The sequence below is a fragment of the Candidatus Tumulicola sp. genome (assembly GCA_036490475.1).
In the GTDB taxonomy this organism is placed as follows: Bacteria; Vulcanimicrobiota; Vulcanimicrobiia; order Vulcanimicrobiales; family Vulcanimicrobiaceae; genus Tumulicola.
Genome location: DASXDT010000006.1, coordinates 314,763 through 335,275, shown reverse-complemented (window position 1 = coordinate 335,275; position 20,513 = coordinate 314,763). Strand labels below are relative to the sequence as shown.

The window sequence follows — 20,513 nt, the reverse complement described above, 5'->3', positions numbered from 1 at the left end:
GGTGCAGTACTTCGCGCTGCTGACCGCCCGCTGGAGCGCGCTTTCGAAGAGTGCGCGTATCGCGAGCATCGCGTGTTTCGCGACGATCGTGGTTGCAATCGTTGCGGTCGAGATTCTTGCTCATCCGGTGCGCGCCGCGTTGTTCGCTACACCGCTGCATGCCGAACAGATCGCCGAGGTCGAGGAACGGCTGGCGGCGTGGAACGTGCCGTTCACGCCGTCGGCCGACAACCTGGTTGTCGATGCATCTCGCCGGAGCGATCTGCTGCTGCGACTTTCGCTCTCGGGCGTTCCACACGCCCACCTCGAAGACAGCGGCGAAGCGCTCGCAAACGTCGGTATGTTGACGCCACAAACGGTGATCGACGCACAGGCGCGCGCCGGCTTGGCCGGCGACATCGAAACCGGGTTGCGCGGAATCGACGGCGTGGAAGATGCGCGTGTGATCGTCGCGCCGGCCAAGGTTGCCGAGTTCGCCGATCAATCGTCTCGCGATGCCAGCGCCGGCGTACGCGTACGTTTGCGAAGCGGCATGCGTTTATCACCACAGGCGGTGCAAGGCATCCGCGCCTTCGTCGCCGCGGCCGTCCCGGGCCTCGACCCGGCGCGCGTGACGCTGCTCGACGATCGCGGATTTGCGCTCGACGAAACGACCGCCGGCGACGATGATGACGACGTGCGCCGCTCGTTGCAATCCGCGCTCGATGATGCATTTGGGCAAGGATCGGCGATCGTGCGCGTGCGCGCCGAGCGATCCGTCGAACGCAGCACCGAGCGCGACGTGGAGCGGCGTCCGGCCGGCGAATCGATATCCTACGCCGCGCGCTCCGAAACGTACGACGGTGGCGGGAAACGGTACCGTCTACGCGACGAATCCGGAGAGCGCGGCGCCGACACCCACGAAACGCAGAACGAAACTCCGCCCGGAGCCGTACGGCGTGTGTCGGCTGCCGTATTCGTCGATGCGTCCAGACGGATCGACGTGGCAGCGGTTCGCGAGCTGGCTGCAGCGACGATCGGCTTGGATGCCAAACGCGGGGATACGCTCTCGGTGCAGGCCGTAGATTTCGGGCGCGCTCCGGTCGCGCGCAAAGATCCGTGGTGGCTGTTGTACGGCACCCTCGTTCCGCTGTTGCCGGCGCTTGCCATCGGCGTCGCGGTCGTCCTTTCCGCGCGGATTTCGATCCCGCCGGCGATCGAATTCGCAAAAGCGGCGTTGGACCGCGCTTCCGTGCGGCGTACCACGAGCGCGGTTGCGGGCTTCGCACCGTCGCGCGTCCGTACCGTGCTCGCGCACGAGCCGCCGCATGCCGCCGCAGCGATTATCAGCGCGCTGCCTGCCGCCACCGCGGCCGCCGTGCTCGAACTCTATCCGCAGATCGAGCGCGACGCAATCGTCAAACGAATGCAGCGGCCGCACGCACCGCTGCTGGCCGACGCGCAGGAGCTGTTACGCCGTCATGCCTGACGGGTTCGTTCCGCTCGATCGCGCGTTGCGCCCGACTCCCGAACCTCCAACCGTATCCGGCGACCTCGCTACGACCGTCGTGTCGACGAATGAGGCGGAGCCGGATCTCGAAGACGCGGCGGCGGAGGCGCGTCGTTTTCGGGCCGCGCTCGCCGATGCACTCGCTCTTTCGCTCGAGCGGCTAGTTCGCGACGTTGCCTGCGACGTGTTGGCACGCGAGTTGTTATTGGCTCCGCCGGACGTAGCGGCAATCGCGGCGCGCGCACTCGAGCGCTATCTCGACCATGGGCCGCTACAACTGCGCGTACATCCGGACGACCGCGCCGCCTGCGATACACTCGATTTTCGTGTCGTTACGGACGAACGGTTGCGGGCCGGCGACGTGGTGCTCGACGTGCGCTGCGGCAGCATCGATGCATCGCTCGGTGCGCGGCTCGAGACGATACTACGGTGATCGCTCGCGGTTGCGTGAACGGCATGCGTCGCGGCATGATCGAAGTCTGCGTTCCCGGCGCCCGTATAGGCGACGTGCTCGCACTCGGCATGCGCGGCGAGATCGCAGCGCGCGTGCGCGAGCTCGACGGCGACCGCGCGCTGGTATGGCCGTCGCAGTCGTGCACCGGCCTGGCGCGGGGTTCGTTCGCGCGAATCGAGGGGATCGGCGAAACGTTGGCGCTCGGCACGTGCACGCTGGGAGCGGCGTTGGATGCCCGCGGCGTAGCCGTGCACGGCCGCACGCTTTGTGGACCGCGCGTTGCCCTCGGCGTGCTGCCGAAGCTCCCGCACGAGCGGCGCGCCATAACGCAACCCTTGCATACCGGCATCCGAGCCATCGACGGATTGTTGGCGTTCGGACGCGGTGCACGGATCGGCGTGTTCGGAGCGCCCGGCTGCGGAAAAAGCACGTTGCTCGAACGGATCGTTGCGGGCTGCCGTGCCGACGCGATCGTCGTCGCGCTCGTCGGCGAGCGCGGTCGCGAGGCGCAGCGGTGGTTCGACGCGATCGATCGCCGCACGACCGTCGTGTGCGCTACCAGCGACCGTTCTGCAATGGAGCGCGTGCGCGCCGCCGAAATCGCGCTTGCCAATGCCGCGGCGCTCGCCGGTCGCGGTCTGCACGTCGTGATCTTGTTGGATAGTTTGGCGCGTTTGGCTGCGGCGCTGCGCGAAGCGGCGGTCGCCACCGGCGAGCCGGCCGGGCGCGGCGGTTATCCGCCGAGCGTGTTTGCCGAGCTGGCACGTTTCGTCGAAATCGCCGGCAACTTCAACGGCGGCTCGATGACGCTCATCGCCAGCGTGCTCGACGACGGCGACGAACGCGATCCGGTTAGCGACGCGGCGCGCTCGCTGCTCGACGGCCACATCGCGTTGTCGCCGAGCCTAGCCGCGCGAGGGCATTTCCCGGCGATCGACGCGTTACGCAGCGCGAGCCGCACGATGGACGCCGTCGTGGACGCCGCACACCTCCAGGCCGCGGCGACCATTCGAAACGCTCTCGCATTGCTGGAGCGCACCGAAGATGCGCGTCTGCTCGGTATCGAGTCGAGCGGCTCGGCGGCGCGCCGTGCGGTCGCGGCGGAAGAGCGAGTGCTCGCCTTTCTCCGCCAGGACTCCGAGCCGAGTGCGTTCGGAGCGACGCGCCACGAACTCATAGCATTGGCCGCCTCGATCGTGTAAGCGCACCATGCAAGCCCGCGCGACGATAACGCCGAATCAACCTGCGTGCGCATGTTCACCCTGCCGTTCTTGGCATTGCTGTTCGCGGCCGCTCCGGCGAGCGCTCCCGGCGGCATAACGGTGGAGTTGCTGTTAGCGCGTAGAGCGCAGGCGTTATCGGCCATGCACGTCGTCCAGCCTCGAACGTTGGAAGTTCGTGGAACGTTGACCGGTTTGGGATCGAGCGGAACGTTTCATAGTTGGCTCGATGGCGATCTCCAGCGGTACGACGAGGCACTCGGCGTGCGCACGCGCCAAACGGTGCGTATTGGAGGCGTACGATACGTCCGGAACGTCTATGGCGACGTCCGCGAAAGCGGCCCTTCGGCTACGCTTCGTCAGCGAACGCAAGACTCGATCGAATCGAACGCCTTCGTTCACCACCCTGAAAATGCGGTGTTGCTCGGACAAGCCACGTTGCCCGACGGGCGTGCGGTATACCGGTTACGCGTACAGGTTCCGGGCGGCGATCCGTACGGAATAGCACTCGATGCCGCAACCTCGATGATCGACGAAACGGCGTATCCCGACGTCGACGGCGTGGCTACCGTTGAGTATTACGACTACGCCGTGACCAACGGCGCGCTGTACCCGCGGCGCTCCGTGGAGTCTGCCGGCGGCGGTGGCCTCAGCCTCACGTCGATCGTGACGGCCGTCGATGTCGACCGGCCCATCGACCCTTCGATTTTCGCCGTTCCGCAGAGCGTTCGCATCGGTGCGACGGCGCCGGTAAGCGTCCCTTTATTGTCCGATAAAGGATTACAGTACGTCCGGGCTTCGGCCAACGGCAAGCCATTGCTGCTGTTGATCGACTCGGGTTCGCAAGGGGTCGTGCTGGATCCGCAAGCGGCTGCCCGTCTTGGCATCGCACCGCAGGGAACGATCGAAATTCGAGGCGCGCGCAACACGCAAGGAGCGGGCGTCGCCCCGCTCGACGCAATCGACATCGGTGCGGCGCGACTACCGGTCAACGCCGTTACCGTCGTCGATTTGAACGGATTGACGTACGATGGAAAAGAGGTCGACGGCGTGCTCGGCTTCCCGTTCTTTGTTGCGGCCGAAATCCGCATCGATCCGGAGAAATCGATGCTGACGATCGCACAACCCGGCTCGCTACCCGTTCGCGGAGCGCCGATTCCGCTCGAAACGAATCGCGATGTGTTCGAGGTCGTCGCGCGAATCAACAATAGAGTCGACGGGCGATTCGTCGTCGATACCGGCAACAACAGCGATCTGCTGATTTTTCACGCATTCGTCCAGGCCAACCCCGGCATCGTCTTCTACGGACAGGCGCGCACGTTCGCCTCGAATCGCGGCGTCGGCGGATCCAGTGCTGCAGTCCCTGCGACGGTCGATCGGCTGCAGATCGGTCCATTTTCGCTCTACAATCGCTATGCCAACATCATATTGGCAGATCGCGGCGCGTTTGCGGATGGCGACGACGCCGGAAATATCGGTTTCGGCTCGTTGCGCAATTTCATCGTAACGTTCGACGATGCGAATCATACGCTGTATCTCGAGAAGACGCGCTGGTTCGACGACGGTCGCTATCGTCCACAGTACGACACGAACGACTTTCGGTCGCGATAACGTTCCGGTAACCGCTCCGTTACGCGGCATCAACCGCCGCCTGCGACGATGCCGACATGATGACCGAGCAACTCCGCGTCAGCGTCGTCGCGGCGCCGCTGGCGGCAATCGACCCACGAGTGCTTTCGCAAGCCTGGTATTCGGCGTTGCACGTCGCTCGAACGACTCCAAACCGGCCCATGCCCGCGCAATCGAATCGCGAACCCTCCGCGAACGTGGGGCGCCCTTTTGTATGCGTTGCAGCTCGTGACCTAAGACAAAATCGTGTCGTAGCGTCGCCCCGGCCGCGCGGCGTCACGCAATCGATCGGTGCGAACGACGTTCGCAGCGATCGAACGCCGTCGCGGATGGCGCATCGTATCGAACGTGCGTTAGCGCGACCCCAGCGACCGCCGCGCTGCGCTGCGTTCGTCGTCGGAGAAGGCGTAGCGCGAGCGTTGATCGTCCTGCAGTCGCGTGGGGACAAAACATATCTGGTCGCGATGTGCGCACCCGAACGGCGCGAGACGGTCGTTCGCGCGCTCGCGCAGGTACGCGCTTCGCTTGCGGCACGTGGCCTTGCGTTCGAAAGCCGCGTCCAGGCGGGTCCGGCATGTTCGTAAATGCGGGGCTGAGCGCGGCGCTCGATCGTATCTCCGAACGCGCTGCCGACGTGCGTCGCGCATTTACTCCCGGCGCATTGCCGTCGCACGGCGACGTCGCGACCGGAGCGCCACGGCAACGCTTCGCGCTCGACCCAATGTCTGTTTCCGCGCCCGACGGCGCCTATTTTATCGTTGCGGGTCAACGCGAGACGCGCACCTTCACGCGCGACGGCAGTTTTCGATTTGCAGACGGACATCTGGTAACCGAACACGGCGATCCGGTACTCGGCCGGCGAAGCCCCGACGGGCCGCTCGAGGAGCTGGCGATCGATCCGGTCGATGCCGCGTTGGGACGCGCTGGAGCCATTCGCGTCGAGAGCGACGGAAGCGTGACGTACGTTCGCACGTCGGTCGATCCCCGCACCGGCCGGCGTTCTGGCGGCAACGTAACGATCGGGCGCGTCGCGCTCGCGCGTTTCCCGGCATCGACGGCGCTGGGATATTCTGACGATGGCCAGTCGTTTTCCCCGCCGAGCGGCGTGGTGCCGCACGTCGGCGTTCCCGGCGACGCCGCGTTCGGAGCGCTCACGCCCAATCGTCGCGAGGAAAGTCGCGTCGATATCGATCGCAGCCTCGCGCGATTAAAAGATGCCTACGTTGCGTTCGATGCCTTGGCCGCAGCCGAAGCCGCGCACGGACGATTTGGAAAAACGGTCATGGACGTCGTCAAATGAGATGCTTGACGTTCGTCGGCGACCCAGGCGAACCGTCGGTCCGTCGTGCGGCATTCGAAGAACGATCGTGGCTGCCGTTGAGCGCGGCGTGTCTCGTTGCCGCAAACGTTCGCGAGACGCTGGGAGCGTTGCTCGGGATTCCGCTGCAAACGCGGTTGTTCGAGCCGGCGATTCCGTGTGACGACGGATGGCGCGAGATCGGGCGCGACGCGACGCTCTATCGCGTTCGCGGGAGCGTGTCGGACGCAGCGATCGTGTTGCGTCTGCGTGATGCGACCGCGATGGCGGCTGCTGCGTTCGGGGAAAGCGCCGCACCCGCCGAGCCACCGCGTCCGCTCTCGCCCCTGGAGCGCGATATTCTGGATCGCGCCGTCGCCTCGATTGCGGGCGCACTGGTGCCGGTGTGCGGACCGTACGAACGCGATTCGCTCGAACGAATTCCTTCGATGTCGGGTTTCCGTTCGTACTTCGAGATTGCGATCGACCCACCGGTAGGCGCGCGGATCGGGGTTGCGCTATCGCACGACGCTCCGCCCGAACCGGCGGGCAGTCTGACGGTGGACGCGTTGCGCGGCGTCGAGGTGCGCGTCGATGCAATTGTGGACGTCGCGCGGGTGACGGCACACGCTGTAGCGTCGCTGCGCACGGGCGACGTGTTTCCGTTGCACGGATGGAATGCGGCGCGCTTGACGGTTGCCGGACGAACGGTCGGCACGGGTCCGGCGGGTATTCGGAACGACCGTTATGCGCTGTCGCTGGGTGCGAGTGCATGACGGATGGTGAGACCGGACGTGGCATCGATGCGTTGCTGCACGTCCCACTGCATGTGACCGCGCGGTTGGGTTCGTGCCGGATGACGATCGCCGATATTTTGAAACTCGGCAGCGGTTCGGTAGTCGAGCTCGACCGGGCGGCCGGAGAGCCCGTGGATCTATTAGCGAACGAGCGGCGCATCGCGCGGGGTGAGATCGTTGCGGTCGGCGATCGTTTCGGCGTTCGAATTGTCGAAATACCCGAGCCTCGCTCGTGAGCGTCGCGGGAGATCTCGCTTCGCTGACATCGCATACGCACGCGTCGCTTCCACTCGACGTCTTGGCCGGGCTTACCGTGCTGTCGATCGTTCCGTTTTTGCTGGTCATGTGCACGTCGTTCGTCCGCATCGCCGTCGTGTTATCGTTGGTTCGGTCGGCGATCGGTGCGTCGGCACTACCGCCTAACGCGGCGCTGACGGGCTTAGCGCTCGTGTTGACGATGGCCGTGATGGCCCCGGCGTTCGATGCCATCCGTCGTAATGCGCTGGAGCCCTACGCGCGCGGCCGGTTGACGCAATCGCAGGCGCTGGCGCGCGCGGTGGAGCCGATTCAGGCCTTCATGCTGCGTCAGGCCCGGCGTTCGGATATTGCAATGTTCGAGCGTGTCGCGCATCGCCGTCCGGAGCCGCCGCAACGCGCCCCGTTCGACGTGCTCGTGCCGGCCTTCGTCGTTGGCGAACTTCGCAACGCCTTCGCAATCGGGTTTGCATTGTATCTGCCGTTCGTCGCGATCGATCTCTCCGTGGCCGCGATCTTGATGGGTCTCGGGATGATGATGCTGAGCCCACCCGTCGTCTCGCTTCCGGTCAAGTTGTTATTATTCGTGATGGTCGACGGCTGGGCGTTGGTCTGCGGAGGCGTTGCGGCGAGTTTTCGGTGATGTTGCCGTCGGATTTAGATATAGTTCTTGATACTCGGCCATATCGCCGCGAGCGGCTGCTTGATACCGCGGCAGAGCATGATCGGCATATCGTCTTCGTATGGCATGACGTACGGCGCGGTAAACGTGGCGGCTTTCTGCGCGCTACGAAAGAGGTGGCGATCGCGCCCGCAGTCGCCGTTCACGTCGATGAGAACGTTCCCCGAATACCCGCGCGTACCCCAAAGAAAATACTGATTGTGTCCGCTGATGACCGGCAATTCGGGCGCGGTGAAAAACTGGATAGCGGCAGCCTCTCCATAGTTCTGCGCGACGATGACGGTGCGAGTGCGCTCTGCTAAAGGCAACGAGGCGTACACCTCCGCGACGGTCTGCGCGAGCGCCGGCCATCCGTGCATGTCTGCGTATGTCTGTGGCAGCACGGACTGCCGGTGGTGCTCGGTGGCCAGGGAGCTCAGCGGCAAGACCTTCGAAAGCCCGGCTTGGTAGACGCTAAACTGCTTGACGGGCAGCACGGGCAGCACGAGTGGAATGAGAGCGAACCCCGCCAGCGCCGCCAATGCCAGAACGGCAGGCCGGATGAATCGTGCTCGCCGTGTTGCACGCTCGAACGCGACGGCACCGGCCGCAAACAGCGCCGGATACGCATCGCACATATAATAGCTTTTCGCGTGCAACGCGATCATCAGAGCGAATAACGCGACGAATGTGATTCCAATCCAACGCGCCACGGGTGTGAAGAACGTCCAGATCAGCCCGCAGATCCATACGAGCGCGAGGACGGGGTTCGTGATTTCGAGTTGCTGTAGTCCGAATGACAGCGGATCCAGGACGACGTTCTTGCCGTGCTGTCCGTTGTCGAGGAGTTCGATCATCGGAAACCCGTAGTGCGCCTGCCACAGAACGTTCGGCAGCGCGATCGCGGCCGCAATCAACACGCCCCACGCAAACCATGACGTTTTCAGGATCGTGCGCGCCGGTGTGAGCGCGACGCCGGCGAACGCGGCCAAAAGAAAAAACGCGGCGCTATATTTGCTTTCCAGCGCGATGCCCGAGACGACGCCGGCGGCAAGCCACCAACGGGGATCAGCCCCGCGCGCGAGACGCGCCACATAGAGGACGACGAGCGGCCATGCCCAGAGGCCGACGCTGTCCGGTGCGACCATCATGCCGAAGTTTGCGAGAATCGGAGCGAGTGCAACGCAGACCGCTCCCAAGACCTGCGCGAACGTGCCGCCTTCGAGTTCCTGAACCAGCCGGCATGTGACGAATACCGAAGCCGCCGCGAACAGTGCAGAGACGGCGCGCAATGCGACGAGCGAGTGTCCGAAGATCTGCGATCCGGCGGCAAGCAGCGGAATCACGGGCGGCTGGTCGACGTAACCCCACTGCGGATGCCGGCCACAGATGATGAAGTAGAGTTCGTCACGGAAAAAGCCGTAGTGTGGGTTTGCCGCGAGGTGAAATAGAAACGTCGCAGCCGCCGCATATAAGGGTATCCGCAGGCGTTCGTACGGTACAGCTTTCATCTTACGGTTCGACCAGCCGGAAACGCCGCCGATACTCGGCGGGGGCGATTCCGTAGCGGCGTTCGAACGCGCGTCGAAACGTGTCGTCACCCCTGTAACCGACGGTCTGGGCGAGGTCGTTTACCGGATCGTCGCCGTTCACGAGTAGCCAGCGCGCCTCATCCAAACGCAGCTGTTCCACGAAATCCGAAGGCGTCACTCCGAGCGCTGCCTTAAATTTGCGAACAAAGTGCCGGGGGCTGAGATGTATGCGTTCGGCCAGCGTCTCGAGCGTCAAGTCGCTTTGCAGATTCCCGCGAATCCACTCCGTCAGGCTCCCGAAATGCGGCCTTGCCGCCGTCTGCGCGAGAAGCGGTTGCGAATATTGCAGTTGTCCGCCCGAGCGTTTGAGATACACGACGAGTTCGCGAGCAACCGCAAGCGCGAGCTCGCTGCCAAAATCTTCCTCGACGAATGACAACGACAGATCGATGCCCGCCGTCACGCCGGCAGACGTGTAGAACTTTCCATCATTGATGAAGATGGCGTCGGCGTTCACATTCAGCTTTGGCCAAAGCCGCCGAACGTCATCGGCATAGCGCCAGTGGGTCGTAACGTTCCGGCCATCGAGCAAACCGGTATCCGCCAGAGCGTAGATACCGGTACACACCGATGCGATCCGTCGGGCTCTTTTCGAATGAGCGAGCAAGAAGTTTGTCACCGCACCTCGCGTCTTCGGATGTAAGCGCAGTCCTCTGCCACCGGGCACGATAATCGTGTCGAACGAGACATTATCCTTGAACGCGATATCGGCGTGCAAGGACACGCCCGACTCGGCCGCAGCGCGGCCGCGGCGCGAGCCGGTGACGACCACGGAGTAGGGCGCCGGTTGCCGGCGTAACAGATCGTTGGCGGTCGAGAATACATCGGCCGGACCCGCTACGTCGAGGGCCGCGACGCCGTCGTAGACGGCGATGGCAATTCGTCGCACCTTCACGGTGAAACTGTACGACTAAATCCCGGATGTCCGCAATGGCTAAAAACCGACGTTTTAGGACATCATGAGGCCGCCTCTCGTTTGCGGAGGCGTTGCGGCCGGGTTTCGGTAACTTAGCCCGCATGCGCATCGCCGACGCGCTCGCGAGCTTGCGGCCGTTCTTCTCGTTTGAGTTCTTCCCGCCCAAAGACGACGACGGTTCGCATCGCTTGTTCGAAACGATCGCCGCGCTGCAGCCGTTGCGCCCGGCGTTCGTCTCCATCACCTACGGTGCGGGCGGCTCGACGCGCGCGCGCACGGTCGCACTCGCCAAGCAGATCCAGCAAGAAATCGGGCTGACCGTCGTCGCCCACGTGACCTGCGTCGGTGCGACGCGCTCCGAATTGCGCGCGCTCTTCGACGATCTGTCGCGCGCCGGCATCCGCAACGTCTTAGCGTTGCGCGGCGATCCTCCGCGCAACGAATCCTTCACTGTGCCACCAACGGGGTTCGCGCACGCCGAGGAAATGATCGCGATGCTGAAGCGCAATTACGATTTCTGCATCGGCGCGGCGTGTTACCCGGAGAAGCATCCCGAATCGTCCGCCCCGGCCGAGGACCTTCATTTTCTACGTCGCAAGGTCGACGCCGGCGCTGACTTCTTGGTGTCGCAACTGTTCTTTGATAACGAAAAGTATTTCGACTTCGTACGGAGCGTTCGAGCCGCAGGAATCGACGTGCCGATTCTGCCGGGCGTGATGCCGATCACGAACTTCGATCAGATCCGGCGCTTTGTGGCAATGTGCGGTGCGACGATTCCGCCCAAACTGCACGTCGAAATGGAAGCGCGTCGCGGCGACCCTGCAGCGGTCGAGGCGTTAGGCGTCGCCTTTGCTTCGATGCAGGCGGTCGCGTTATTGCGGGCCGGCGTTCCAGGGATTCACTTTTACACGCTCAATCGGTCGCCGGCGACGCGCGCGATCGTGTCGTCGTTGCTGGCGGCCAGCGCGTGGCGTCTCGACTTCGCGACCGCGGGAAACGCATCCTGAGCGCTTTTCGGTAACGCTTCGTTCACCGAATCGGCGTAGGCTGGTTCGGTGGATGCGTTCTCGGGGTTGTTACGCGATGCGTCGATCGTTACGGCGATTCTCGCGTTGCCGGTCTTGACGTTGGCGGCCGCGATCGGAACGGTAGTTGCGATCGTGCAAGCCGCCACCCAAGTGCAGGAGCAGACGCTGACGCTCCTTCCAAAAATACTCGTCGTCGGGACGTTGACGCTGGCAGCCGGCGTGCCCGCGATGCATCTGCTGGCCGGCCTGTTCGAACGCGCCTTAGAGGCGATCCCGTCGCTGGTGACGGGCACGTGACGTCGACTGCAGTTCTCGTGTTTGCGCGCTGCGCCGGTTTCGTTGCGCGCGCTCCCGGCATCGCGCATCCGAGCGTTAGTGCGCCGTTGCGCGCCGGACTCGCGCTGTTGCTGGCCGGCGCGATCGTACCCGGCGTGCCCGCAACCCGCGCACCGCTCGACGCATTGCTCGTCCCGGCGTTGGCATTGGAGGTCTTGGTGGGTGCCGCGATCGGAACGGCCGCGTCGCTGGTGTACGACGCGGCCTATGCCGGCGGACGCGCGATCGACGATTACGTCGGCGTCAAAGCGATCGCTCCAAACCTGCAACTCGTCGCTCCCAGCGGCTTCGGTCGCGTGTGGTCGTTGGCATATACCGGCGCGTTCTTTTTATTCGGCGCTTACCGAATCGTTATTCCGGCATTTGCGGACAGCTTCGTGCGCGTTCCGGTGGCGTCGCCGGCCGGCGCGTACGCGTGGACGCAGTTCGGCGCTGGATTGGGAGAAGCGATGGTGGCCACCGGGATCGCCGTCGCCGGCCCGTCGATTGGAGTGGCGTTCGTAGTGCAGATCGCGCTCGGTTCGCTTTCGCGTGCCGTCCCGCGCTTTGGAAGCACTACTTTGGCGTTTCCACTGGTTTTCGCGGCGGCGCTCGTCGCGACCGCATTGACGGCTTCGTCGTTATCGCAAGCGGCGATCGCTCCGGTGCACGCGTTGCCGGCGCGCCGTTGAGCGACGAGGCGGAAAAGCCATTCGACCCGACGCCCCAGCGCCTGCAGAAAGCCAAGCGCGAGGGGAACGTCGCGCGGTCGGTCGAGTTGCCCGCGAACGTCGCATTTCTCGCCGCGGCGATCGCCTTAGCATCGCTCGTGTTACCGATCGGCACGCGGTTGAGTGCCGCACTGGCACGCGCCGCTTCCAGCGAGATTGCGCCGTGGGACGATGCCGTGCTGACCATAGCTGCAGTCCTCGTTCCAATGGGCGCGGCCGCGGCCGCCGGCATCGCGTCTGCGATCGTTCAGAGCGGAGGTGTCGCCGTCGTCCCGATCCGCTTTGCCGTGGAGCGACTCGACGTGTTCGCCGGAATCCGGCGTATCGCGTCGCGCGAAACGATGGCGCACGCCGTGCGAGCAATTGCCGCATTCTGCGTGGCGGCGTCCGCGATCTCGTCGATCGTCGTGCATGCGGGCGCGCAGCTGTTGCGCGCGCACGAACCTCCCGAACTCGCCGCTACGGCGTGGCAAGGCGTACGCGGCACAGCGCTGACTGCCTGCGCGTGCGGTTTGGCGTTTGCCGTAGCCGAATATACGAGCGCGCGCCGTGCGTGGCTGCGGAAACTGCGCATGTCGTTCGACGAGCGCAAGCGCGAGGCAAAGGAACAGGATGGCGATCCGAATGCGCGAGGCCGGCGGCGCGCACTCCATCGATCGTTCCTGCGCGGCGCACCCTCGGACGTCAAAGATGCATCGTTCGTGGTGGTCAATCCGACGCACGTCGCCGTCGCCTTGCAGTACGCACCGCCGCGCGTGCAGGTACCGGTGATCCTCGTCGCTGCTGCCGGGCAAGCTGCGTTACGCGTTCGCTCGCTGGCCGCCGAGTTGTGCGTCCCCATCGTCGAAAATCCGCCGTTGGCTCGAGCGTTGTTTACCGATGCCGCTGTCGGTCGTCCGATCGCGCTCGAACACTACGTCGCGGTTGCCGAGGTGGTCGGGGCCTTGTCGCGCGCGTCGAGCGAGGCTCGCACGTGAAGACGGCGGTGTACGCGTTTGCGGGCTTGCTCTTAGCGGTCGTTGCCATCCTCATCGTGCCGCTGCCGCCGTGGCTGCTCGACGTTTTGCTCGGTTTGAACATTTTCGGTTCCGCTTTGGTGCTGTTGCTGTCGGTTACGGTCGGCGACCCATTGGAGTTTTCAGCGTTCGCACCGGCGCTGTTGTTCGCAACGCTATTCCGGCTGTCGCTCGACGTGTCGGCGACGCGCTTGATCCTCACGCAAGGGGCCGTGCCGGGCACGGTCGGATCGATTATTCCGGCGTTTGGTGCGTTCGTCGTGCACGGCAACTTGGTTGTCGGCGTGATTGTCTTCGCGATCTTGATCACCATTCAGTTCGTGGTCATCGCGAGCGGATCGCAGCGCGTGGCCGAAGTCGCCGCCCGTTTTACGCTCGACGCAATGCCGGGAAAGCAAATGGCGATCGATGCCGACGTGCACGCCGGCGCCCTCGACGTCGACGGTGCGCGGCGCAAACGCGCGCTGGTGCAGCGCGAAGCCGATTTTTACGGAGCGATGGACGGCGCCGGAAAATTCGTCAAAGGCGATGCGGTAGCTGCGCTGGTGATCGTCGCGCTCAACCTGTGCGGCGGCATCGTCGTCGGGATGGCGTACCACGGAATGGCCCCGCTGGATGCGCTCGACACGTTCGCGCTGCTGTCGATCGGTAACGCGCTCGTGACGACGTTGCCGGCGTTCTTGATTTCTACCGCGATGGGCATGATGGTAACGCGTGTCGCCACCGACGGCGCGCTGGGGGCAGATCTCGCCGCGCAACTCTTCGCGCGTCCCGACGTCCTGCGCAGCGCCGGAGGGCTGCTGATCGCACTCGGATTCGTGCCGGCGTTACCGCGGCCGTTGTTCTTTACGTTGGGGATCGGCGCGTTCGCGTTGGCGCAGGCAGCAGCCGTGCGATTTCGCCGCGAGCGCGGCGAAATGCAACGCGAGAGCGAGCGCGCACGCCGCAACGTCATGCGCCGTCCGGAATTGGCGCTCGGCTTGATCGGCGTCGATGCATTGGCGATCGACTTGGGCGCCGACCTCACGCGATTGCTGATCGCACCGGCCGCCGATGCACTGCTCGATCGCATCGGTGAGGTGCGCCGCGCGCTGGCCGGCGACATCGGCGTCGTACTTCCGGGCGTGCGCTTGCGTGACGACTTGACGCGCGACGCGCAGCGGTATGCGATTCGCGTTCGCGACCGCGTTGCCGGGGAAGGTAGGCTCGAAGTCGACCGTCTGCTCGCGGTTGCTGATGAACCGGTCGTTTCTCGGCTCGGTACGGTCGAGCGCGAACCGGTGTACGGATTACCGGCGGCCTGGATCGATCATGCCGACCGCGAGCGCGCGCTGGATGCCGGCGCGTTGGTGTTCGATCCGATTTCGGTGTTAGGGTCGCACCTTGCAGAAGTAGCGCGGACGCACGCCGCCGAGCTGGTTGGCCGGCAAGAGCTTCATACGTTGCTCGAGCATCTGCGGGCGTCGGTTCCTTCGGTCGTCAAAGACGTCGGTACCGACGCGTTGCCGATCGGAATTCTGCACCGTGCATTCGGACTGCTGTTGCGCGAAGGTGCTTGGCCGCGCGACCCGGTCGGCGTTCTGGAAATTATGCTCGAGGCCGGAACGCGCGATCCGCAAGAGCTAGCCGAGTCGGCGCGGCGGACGGTTGTGCCCGCGCTGCTCCGCCGCCGTGAGACACGCTCGCTCGCTCCGATTGCGTTCGATCCGGAGTTCGAACGAAGTTTGCTCGACGCATGGACCGGCGGAGCGCTGCCGGCTTCGGCGGCAACGGCCGCCGCCGTGCGCGACCGCATCGCGTCGTATGCGGCGTCGATCCCGCGCGAGCGAGCCGCCGTCGTTTGCACCGCTGCCCTGCGACCGCTCTTGGCCGACTTTTTGCTCCGGTCGGGCGTCAGGGTTTCGGTCTTCGGATACGGCGAGCTGCCGCCCGAGCTCATCCTCGAGCCGGCGGCCGTGCTGGGGGCGCATGAGCTCGCTCAGTGACGTGGAACTTCTCGTGGCGCAGCTGTAACAATCGAGTTCCTTGGCGCGTAGTAGCCGGCAGCCGCTTCCCGGAGGATCACGATGCGTCCCATGGTCGCCGTCCTGCTTTTGGCCTTCCTCGCCGGTTGCGGCGCAGGAACCGCCTCGCTGCCGTATCGGTCGCTCGGACTCGACGATTCGATGACCATGACCGTGGAACAGTACGCACTCAACCGGCTCCCGGCCGCGCGTCACGCCTGTGCCAAGCCGGCGCACGGCGTTACGGCGCGCGTCGCCGCGAAAGCTTGCTCTAAGAAGTAGCGGCATCCGCAGCGTTTCAGCGCTCGCGGCAGGCCTGTTCGCGCTACAGCCGTAAACCCTGGTGACCCGCGGCCCGCCGCAGCGGGTCTTTTGTTTGCACTTGTCTTTTGTTCGGATGCAATGAACTGGAATAACCTCAAGACGCCATTCAAGGCGCTGGTCATCCTGGCCATTATCGTCTTCTCGCTGTGGGCGATACTGCCGGTCCAGCAGAAAATTCACTTGGGCCTCGACTTACAAGGCGGATCCCGTCTGCTGCTGCAGATGTACCCGACCGAAGATGTGCCGACGATCACCAGCCAAGTGCAGGCGCAAACGCGCGAGGTCATCGACAAGCGCATCAACGGGCTCGGTGTGACCGAGCCGTCGATTAGCAATGTCGGGACCGACCGTATTTTGGTCGAGCTGCCGAACGTCAAGAATCCGGACGAAGCCGAGCGCGTGCTCAAAGAAATTGCGGTCCTCGCATACAAGATCGTCCCACCTGACGTAAATCAGAAGGCGGTTGAAGCGCAGGCAGTGCTCGACAATCCGAACGCGCCGGCCAAGGTGAAGGCGCAGGCCGAAGCCTACGTCGCAAACGGCGCCTACAATGCAAGCGGACCCGTTGTTTATTCCGGTAAGGATTTGAAGGCGGCACAAGCCGGATACCAGCAGACAGGCGGCAGCGCGCCGATCGTCCTATTTCAAACCAAAGATCCGGCCAAGTTTGGCAAGCTGACCAGCGACAACATCGGAAAGCCGCTCGGCATCTTTCTGGATCACCGCTTCATTTCGGCGCCGATCATCAACGGCCCGATTTTTGACAGCGGACAGATCAACGGTACTTTCACGATCGAGCAGGTGACGACGCTCGCCAACGAGTTGAACGCCGGCGCACTGCCCGTCAGCATCAAGATCGTCGAAAAAGAGACGATCGGACCGACGCTCGGCAAGATCGACTTGATTCAGTCGCTGCGGGCATCGATGCTCGGACTGGGGCTAGTGCTGCTGTTCATGGTCGTCGTGTATCGTTTGCCGGGATTTCTGGCCGACCTCGCGCTCGCGATTTACGTGTTGGTGATGATGGCGATTCTCGCCACGTCCCACGCGACGCTCACGCTCCCGGGCATCGCGGGCTTCGTCCTTTCGATCGGTATGGCGGTCGATGCCAACGTTCTGATTTTCGAGCGCATCAAAGAAGAGTTGTGGAACGGTAAGTCGATGCGCGGTGCCGTACGCGTCGGGTTCGCTCGCGCGTTTTCGGCCGTGTTCGACAGCCATTTCACGACCATCGTCGGCGCCGGCGTGCTCTACTTTCTCGGCACCGGAACGGTGAAAGGTTTCGCATTCACGCTCTTCTGGGGCACGGTCGTCTCGCTGTTCACTGCCGTGTTCATCACGCGCTTCTTCATCGACGCGCTGGTCGATAGCGACGTGGCCACGACGCCCGAACTCTACGGTGTGCGCAAAGCCGACGTCGGCATCTTCTCGCGGGCGGGAGCGTAGCCGATGCTATTCCGTAGACTCAATTGGAATATCGTCGGATGGTTCCGCATCGTCTCGACGATTTCGTACCTCATTATCGCGCTCGGCTTGGGCTCGATGGTCTATCACGGTTTCCAAGGCGGTAACGGCTTCAACCCGTCCCACATGCTGCGTCTCGGTCTGTCGTTTACCGGCGGTACCGACATTACGGTGCGCTTCACGCGTCCGACCACGGCCGACGCCGTGCGCAGCGCGTTGTCTTCGCTGGGTCTCACCGAAGAGTCGGTGACGACCGCCGGCACCGACGGCCAAGGTTTCGTCGTGCAAACGCAGACCGCGTTCGCGAACGATTCTGCGCCGCTTTGGAACGCGCTCGGAACGGTCGCGCCGGTCGATCGGGCGGCGAGTTCGATCACTGCGGTCGGTCCTTCGCTTGGCCGCGAGTATTTGATGAAGGCTCTCCTGGCGCTGGTGATCGCGCTCGGAATTCAGTTCTTGTACATCGCGTTCCGGTTCGGCTGGAATTATATCTTCGGCTTGGTAACCGTCATCGCGCTCGTTCGCGACGCGGCCATGATGATCGGCATCTACGCGTTGGCGGACCGGCGTGCCGACGATGCGTTCCTCGCAGCCGTGCTGACCGTCATCGGCTACTCGGTGATGGATACGATCGTCATTCTCGACCGAATCCGCGAGAACACCAAGTTGATGGCGGGCCAACCCTACGACCGCATCGTCAACGAATCGATCAAACAGACGATGACGCGATCGTTCAACACGCTCGCGACCGTCGTGATCACGCTGGTCGCACTGTTGGCGCTCGGCGGCGCCAGCCTCAAGAACTTTGCCTTCGCGCTGCTCGTCGGCATCTGCTCGGGCGGCTATCATTCGATCTTCTACTCGGCACCGTTGGTGCTGAATTTCCGTAAGCGCCAGATGGAGAAGGCGGTCGAGAAGCGGCGCGTGAGCCTCAGCACCGATCGTTCGATCACATCGCGCGCGCGATCGGAATCGTCGCAAGGCAATGCCGGGGCTCCGCGTGAGGACATCGTTGCTGCGCGTCGCGAGCGGCGCCAAAAAGCCAAGACCGTACGTCCGGTATCGGCCGGACCCGCGCGCTATCGAAAGAGGCGTGCCGATACGGGTGGTGCGGTGGCGCTCGACGATGCCGAGTCATACGAATCGGGCGAAGACCAGACCATCGATCCGCTCGACGCTCAGCGGGCCGGTCTGCACGACGAAGCGCTCGAGCAAGGCCACGAAGCCATCACGCTCAACTTCGAAGGTTTGGACGACGTAGCCGAGGCCACGCCGCCGGCCGGCGCTGAGCCCGCAGCCGAAGCGGAGCCACCCGCTCATCCGGACCACGCCGAACCGCCCAACTCGTAAGCCGGGCGGCGGCTTAACGCCGTCCGAGCGCGCATTCGAAGACGCCTTCGAGCGTCTTCTTGCCGCGGGAAACGGCGTTCGCGAAACGCCGGCGTCGCCGCCGGCGCAGAGCCAGCGCGATGCGTTCGTCGAGCGGGTGTTTGCCAAAGCTCGAGACTACGTCGTCGATCGGTACGCCTCTATCGGCGATGCAACGGCATTCCACACCAAGGTCAAGGGCATTTCGTTCGAAGGGCGTCAAGACGTCGCTGCCGGGCTACGCGTCGATGCGCCGTTGGAACTGGTGCGTCAGCCGACCAACCCAAAAGATACCAACGCCATTGCCGTTCACTTCGGCGCGCTACAGATCGGCTTTATCAGCAAAGAAATTGCGACGCATCTGGCGCCGCAGATCGACGCAGGCGCACGGTACGTCGCTCGCGTCGCTTCGTTGACCGGTGGCGGCGATAAACATTTCGGCGTGAACGTGTTTGTCGAGCGCGACGTGCGCGATGTCGTCGAACGCCGAGACCGCGAACGCAGCCGAACGCACACGCAGTGGAACGGCGAAGCCGATCGCATCCGTCACGCCCTGATCGGCGCGGCCAATCCGCACGAGGCGCAGCAAGCAGTATTGGCCCGCGTGGAAAGCGGTAGCAATACGCTCGCGGTGTTGGGAACGGGCCGGGGCAAATCGTTCTGCTTTCAATATCCGGCCGCGTTGCGTGCGCTCGCGAACGGTCAGAAGACGCTCGTCATCTATCCGTTGCGAGCGCTTGCCAACGATCAATACGAAGGCATGATGAGAACGCTCGATCCGCTGGGCGTGCGCATCTACCGCGCTAATGGCTCGATCGGCGCACAAGAGCGAGAGGAGCTGTTCGAAGCGTTACGCTCCGGCGCGTGGGACATGGTGCTCGCTACGCCCGAGTTCCTTGATTTTCATCGCGCGACGTTTACCGGCGGCGGGAAGCCGTCGTTCGTTGTGGTCGACGAAGCGCACCATCTGTTCGAATCGCGCCATCGAGCAGCCTACGGGCGTTTGGGCGAAACGATTCGCGCGCTCGGCGCGCCGCAGGTCTTAGCATTGACCGCGACCGCCGGCGACGAGGCGTTCGCGAAGGTCGTCGCCGAACTGCAGATCGACGCGTGGGTTGTCGATCCAACCGTGCGCGAAAATCTCGAAGTCGTGGACGCCCGCAACCGCAAAGAAAAAACGGCGTATTTGGAACGGCTGTTTCGCCAAGGATCCAAGGGCATCGTCTACTGCAACTCGCGCCGCGACGCAACCGATGTCGCGCAGACCTTGCGCCGTGCGATCGGTAACGAAGTGATGTTCTATCATGCCGGCATGCCCACAGCCGACCGGTTAGAGGTTGAAGCGATGTTCCGCGAGGGCGACCTGCGCGTCGTCGTCGCGACCTCCGCGTTCGGCGAAGGCATCGATTTGCCCGATGTCGAGCACGTCGTGCTCTATCATCTCAACTTCGATTTTGCCGAGTTCAATCAGCAGGCCGGGCGGGCGGGGCGCAACGGCGCTCCCGCACAAATTCATCTGCTGTACGGCGAGCACGACCGCCGCGTCAACGACTATTTGATCGACGTCGATGCCCCGCGTCTGAGCACGCTGCGCGAGATCTACCGCGGAATGCGCGCCGCATCGCGCGATGGTGTGCTGCACGGCGCCAACAACGGACTCGCCGACCTTCTGGGCATCGACCGCGTCAGCGACCGCACGATCGGCGCTGCCGTTCGAATCTTCGCCGACTCCGGCTTGCTGGCGGTGAGCGAAGACGACGAGGGTCGTGCGCTGCGGTTTCTTCCGGTGACGGATAAGGTGGACATGGAGCGTAACGAGCGTTTCGCCGAAGGCGAGGCGACGCGAGAGAGCTTCGAAGAGTTTTGCAATCTCGCGCTGACCGCATCGGCGCAAACGCTCCAACGTATCATCAATCGGCCGATCTATCCGGGCCGCGTGGCGCTGCGAAAATGA

At 64.0% G+C, this 20,513-nt stretch carries 20 protein-coding genes; 18 read left to right on the top strand and 2 right to left on the bottom strand.

Going from position 1 to position 20,513, the window contains the following annotated elements:
- Position 1 precedes the first annotated feature (1 nt).
- From VGF98_09230 to fliP, 9 genes are read left to right on the top strand one after another with little or no spacing between them, the layout of a single operon-like run.
- Positions 2 to 1,468, top strand: coding sequence for a flagellar M-ring protein FliF C-terminal domain-containing protein (locus VGF98_09230; protein HEY1681804.1), 1,467 nt, complete (start codon positions 2 to 4; stop codon positions 1,466 to 1,468).
- On the top strand, positions 1,461 to 1,922 hold the full coding sequence (locus VGF98_09225; GenBank protein ID HEY1681803.1) for a FliH/SctL family protein: 462 nt from the start codon (positions 1,461 to 1,463) through the stop codon (positions 1,920 to 1,922). Before VGF98_09230 ends, VGF98_09225 begins: the two co-directional genes overlap by 8 nt.
- Positions 1,919 to 3,145, top strand: a complete 1,227-nt coding sequence (locus tag VGF98_09220) for a hypothetical protein (protein HEY1681802.1) — start codon at positions 1,919 to 1,921, stop codon at positions 3,143 to 3,145. Before VGF98_09225 ends, VGF98_09220 begins: the two co-directional genes overlap by 4 nt.
- Before the next feature lie 51 nt (positions 3,146 to 3,196).
- Positions 3,197 to 4,774, top strand: a complete 1,578-nt coding sequence (locus tag VGF98_09215; GenBank protein HEY1681801.1) for a pepsin/retropepsin-like aspartic protease family protein — start codon at positions 3,197 to 3,199, stop codon at positions 4,772 to 4,774.
- Between the two features lie 56 nt (positions 4,775 to 4,830).
- A complete protein-coding gene (locus VGF98_09210; protein ID HEY1681800.1) occupies positions 4,831 to 5,376 on the top strand; it encodes a hypothetical protein in 546 nt (181 codons plus the stop codon).
- On the top strand, positions 5,367 to 6,092 hold the full coding sequence (locus VGF98_09205; protein ID HEY1681799.1) for a hypothetical protein: 726 nt from the start codon (positions 5,367 to 5,369) through the stop codon (positions 6,090 to 6,092). Before VGF98_09210 ends, VGF98_09205 begins: the two co-directional genes overlap by 10 nt.
- Positions 6,093 to 6,097: 5 nt before the next feature.
- Positions 6,098 to 6,865 (top strand): FliM/FliN family flagellar motor C-terminal domain-containing protein, encoded by a 768-nt coding sequence (locus VGF98_09200; protein HEY1681798.1) that lies wholly within the window; start codon positions 6,098 to 6,100, stop codon positions 6,863 to 6,865.
- On the top strand, positions 6,862 to 7,122 hold the full coding sequence (gene fliN, locus VGF98_09195) for a flagellar motor switch protein FliN (GenBank protein HEY1681797.1): 261 nt from the start codon (positions 6,862 to 6,864) through the stop codon (positions 7,120 to 7,122). Before VGF98_09200 ends, fliN begins: the two co-directional genes overlap by 4 nt.
- The gene (gene fliP / locus VGF98_09190; protein HEY1681796.1) at positions 7,119 to 7,784 is read left to right on the top strand and encodes a flagellar type III secretion system pore protein FliP; all 666 of its coding nucleotides are present in this window, start codon (positions 7,119 to 7,121) and stop codon (positions 7,782 to 7,784) included. The genes fliN and fliP overlap by 4 nt, the downstream gene beginning before the upstream one ends.
- Positions 7,785 to 7,798: 14 nt before the next feature.
- Here the strand turns inward: fliP and VGF98_09185 are convergent, their stop codons facing one another.
- Both VGF98_09185 and VGF98_09180 read right to left on the bottom strand, forming a co-directional pair.
- Complete coding sequence (locus VGF98_09185) at positions 7,799 to 9,313, bottom strand: glycosyltransferase family 39 protein (GenBank protein HEY1681795.1); 1,515 nt, start codon at positions 9,311 to 9,313, stop codon at positions 7,799 to 7,801.
- A gap of 1 nt (position 9,314) precedes the next feature.
- A complete protein-coding gene (locus tag VGF98_09180; protein ID HEY1681794.1) occupies positions 9,315 to 10,289 on the bottom strand; it encodes a GlxA family transcriptional regulator in 975 nt (324 codons plus the stop codon).
- Positions 10,290 to 10,411: 122 nt separating this feature from the next.
- Between VGF98_09180 and metF the strand changes: the two genes are divergently transcribed.
- The 9 genes from metF to VGF98_09135 all read left to right on the top strand — a co-directional run bounded on the left by metF (position 10,412) and on the right by VGF98_09135 (position 20,513).
- A complete protein-coding gene (metF, locus tag VGF98_09175) occupies positions 10,412 to 11,317 on the top strand; it encodes a methylenetetrahydrofolate reductase [NAD(P)H] (protein ID HEY1681793.1) in 906 nt (301 codons plus the stop codon).
- Positions 11,318 to 11,365: 48 nt separating this feature from the next.
- Positions 11,366 to 11,635: a flagellar biosynthetic protein FliQ gene (locus tag VGF98_09170; protein ID HEY1681792.1), complete on the top strand. Its 270-nt coding sequence runs from the start codon at positions 11,366 to 11,368 to the stop codon at positions 11,633 to 11,635.
- The gene (locus tag VGF98_09165) at positions 11,632 to 12,345 is read left to right on the top strand and encodes a flagellar biosynthetic protein FliR (GenBank protein ID HEY1681791.1); all 714 of its coding nucleotides are present in this window, start codon (positions 11,632 to 11,634) and stop codon (positions 12,343 to 12,345) included. The genes VGF98_09170 and VGF98_09165 overlap by 4 nt, the downstream gene beginning before the upstream one ends.
- Positions 12,342 to 13,361: an EscU/YscU/HrcU family type III secretion system export apparatus switch protein gene (locus VGF98_09160; protein ID HEY1681790.1), complete on the top strand. Its 1,020-nt coding sequence runs from the start codon at positions 12,342 to 12,344 to the stop codon at positions 13,359 to 13,361. Before VGF98_09165 ends, VGF98_09160 begins: the two co-directional genes overlap by 4 nt.
- Complete coding sequence (locus VGF98_09155; protein ID HEY1681789.1) at positions 13,358 to 15,385, top strand: flagellar biosynthesis protein FlhA; 2,028 nt, start codon at positions 13,358 to 13,360, stop codon at positions 15,383 to 15,385. The genes VGF98_09160 and VGF98_09155 overlap by 4 nt, the downstream gene beginning before the upstream one ends.
- Positions 15,386 to 15,475: 90 nt before the next feature.
- Positions 15,476 to 15,685, top strand: coding sequence for a hypothetical protein (locus VGF98_09150; protein HEY1681788.1), 210 nt, complete (start codon positions 15,476 to 15,478; stop codon positions 15,683 to 15,685).
- A 120-nt stretch (positions 15,686 to 15,805) separates the two neighbouring features.
- A complete protein-coding gene (gene secD, locus VGF98_09145; GenBank protein ID HEY1681787.1) occupies positions 15,806 to 17,173 on the top strand; it encodes a protein translocase subunit SecD in 1,368 nt (455 codons plus the stop codon).
- Between the two features lie 3 nt (positions 17,174 to 17,176).
- Positions 17,177 to 18,541: a protein translocase subunit SecF gene (gene secF / locus VGF98_09140; protein HEY1681786.1), complete on the top strand. Its 1,365-nt coding sequence runs from the start codon at positions 17,177 to 17,179 to the stop codon at positions 18,539 to 18,541.
- Positions 18,542 to 18,677: 136 nt separating this feature from the next.
- Complete coding sequence (locus VGF98_09135; protein ID HEY1681785.1) at positions 18,678 to 20,513, top strand: helicase-related protein; 1,836 nt, start codon at positions 18,678 to 18,680, stop codon at positions 20,511 to 20,513.

Bases quoted from the DNA above. Each gene is read 5' to 3' on its own strand.
- VGF98_09225 (HEY1681803.1), top strand. From the start codon at position 1,461: ATGCCTGACGGGTTCGTTCCGCTCGATCGCGCGTTGCGCCCGACTCCC.
- VGF98_09215 (HEY1681801.1), top strand. From the start codon at position 3,197: ATGTTCACCCTGCCGTTCTTGGCATTGCTGTTCGCGGCCGCTCCGGCG.
- VGF98_09210 (HEY1681800.1), top strand. From the start codon at position 4,831: ATGATGACCGAGCAACTCCGCGTCAGCGTCGTCGCGGCGCCGCTGGCG.
- VGF98_09205 (HEY1681799.1), top strand. From the start codon at position 5,367: ATGTTCGTAAATGCGGGGCTGAGCGCGGCGCTCGATCGTATCTCCGAA.
- fliN (HEY1681797.1), top strand. From the start codon at position 6,862: ATGACGGATGGTGAGACCGGACGTGGCATCGATGCGTTGCTGCACGTC.
- VGF98_09185 (HEY1681795.1), bottom strand. From the start codon at position 9,313: ATGAAAGCTGTACCGTACGAACGCCTGCGGATACCCTTATATGCGGCG.
- metF (HEY1681793.1), top strand. From the start codon at position 10,412: ATGCGCATCGCCGACGCGCTCGCGAGCTTGCGGCCGTTCTTCTCGTTT.
- VGF98_09150 (HEY1681788.1), top strand. From the start codon at position 15,476: ATGGTCGCCGTCCTGCTTTTGGCCTTCCTCGCCGGTTGCGGCGCAGGA.
- secD (HEY1681787.1), top strand. From the start codon at position 15,806: ATGAACTGGAATAACCTCAAGACGCCATTCAAGGCGCTGGTCATCCTG.
- secF (HEY1681786.1), top strand. From the start codon at position 17,177: ATGCTATTCCGTAGACTCAATTGGAATATCGTCGGATGGTTCCGCATC.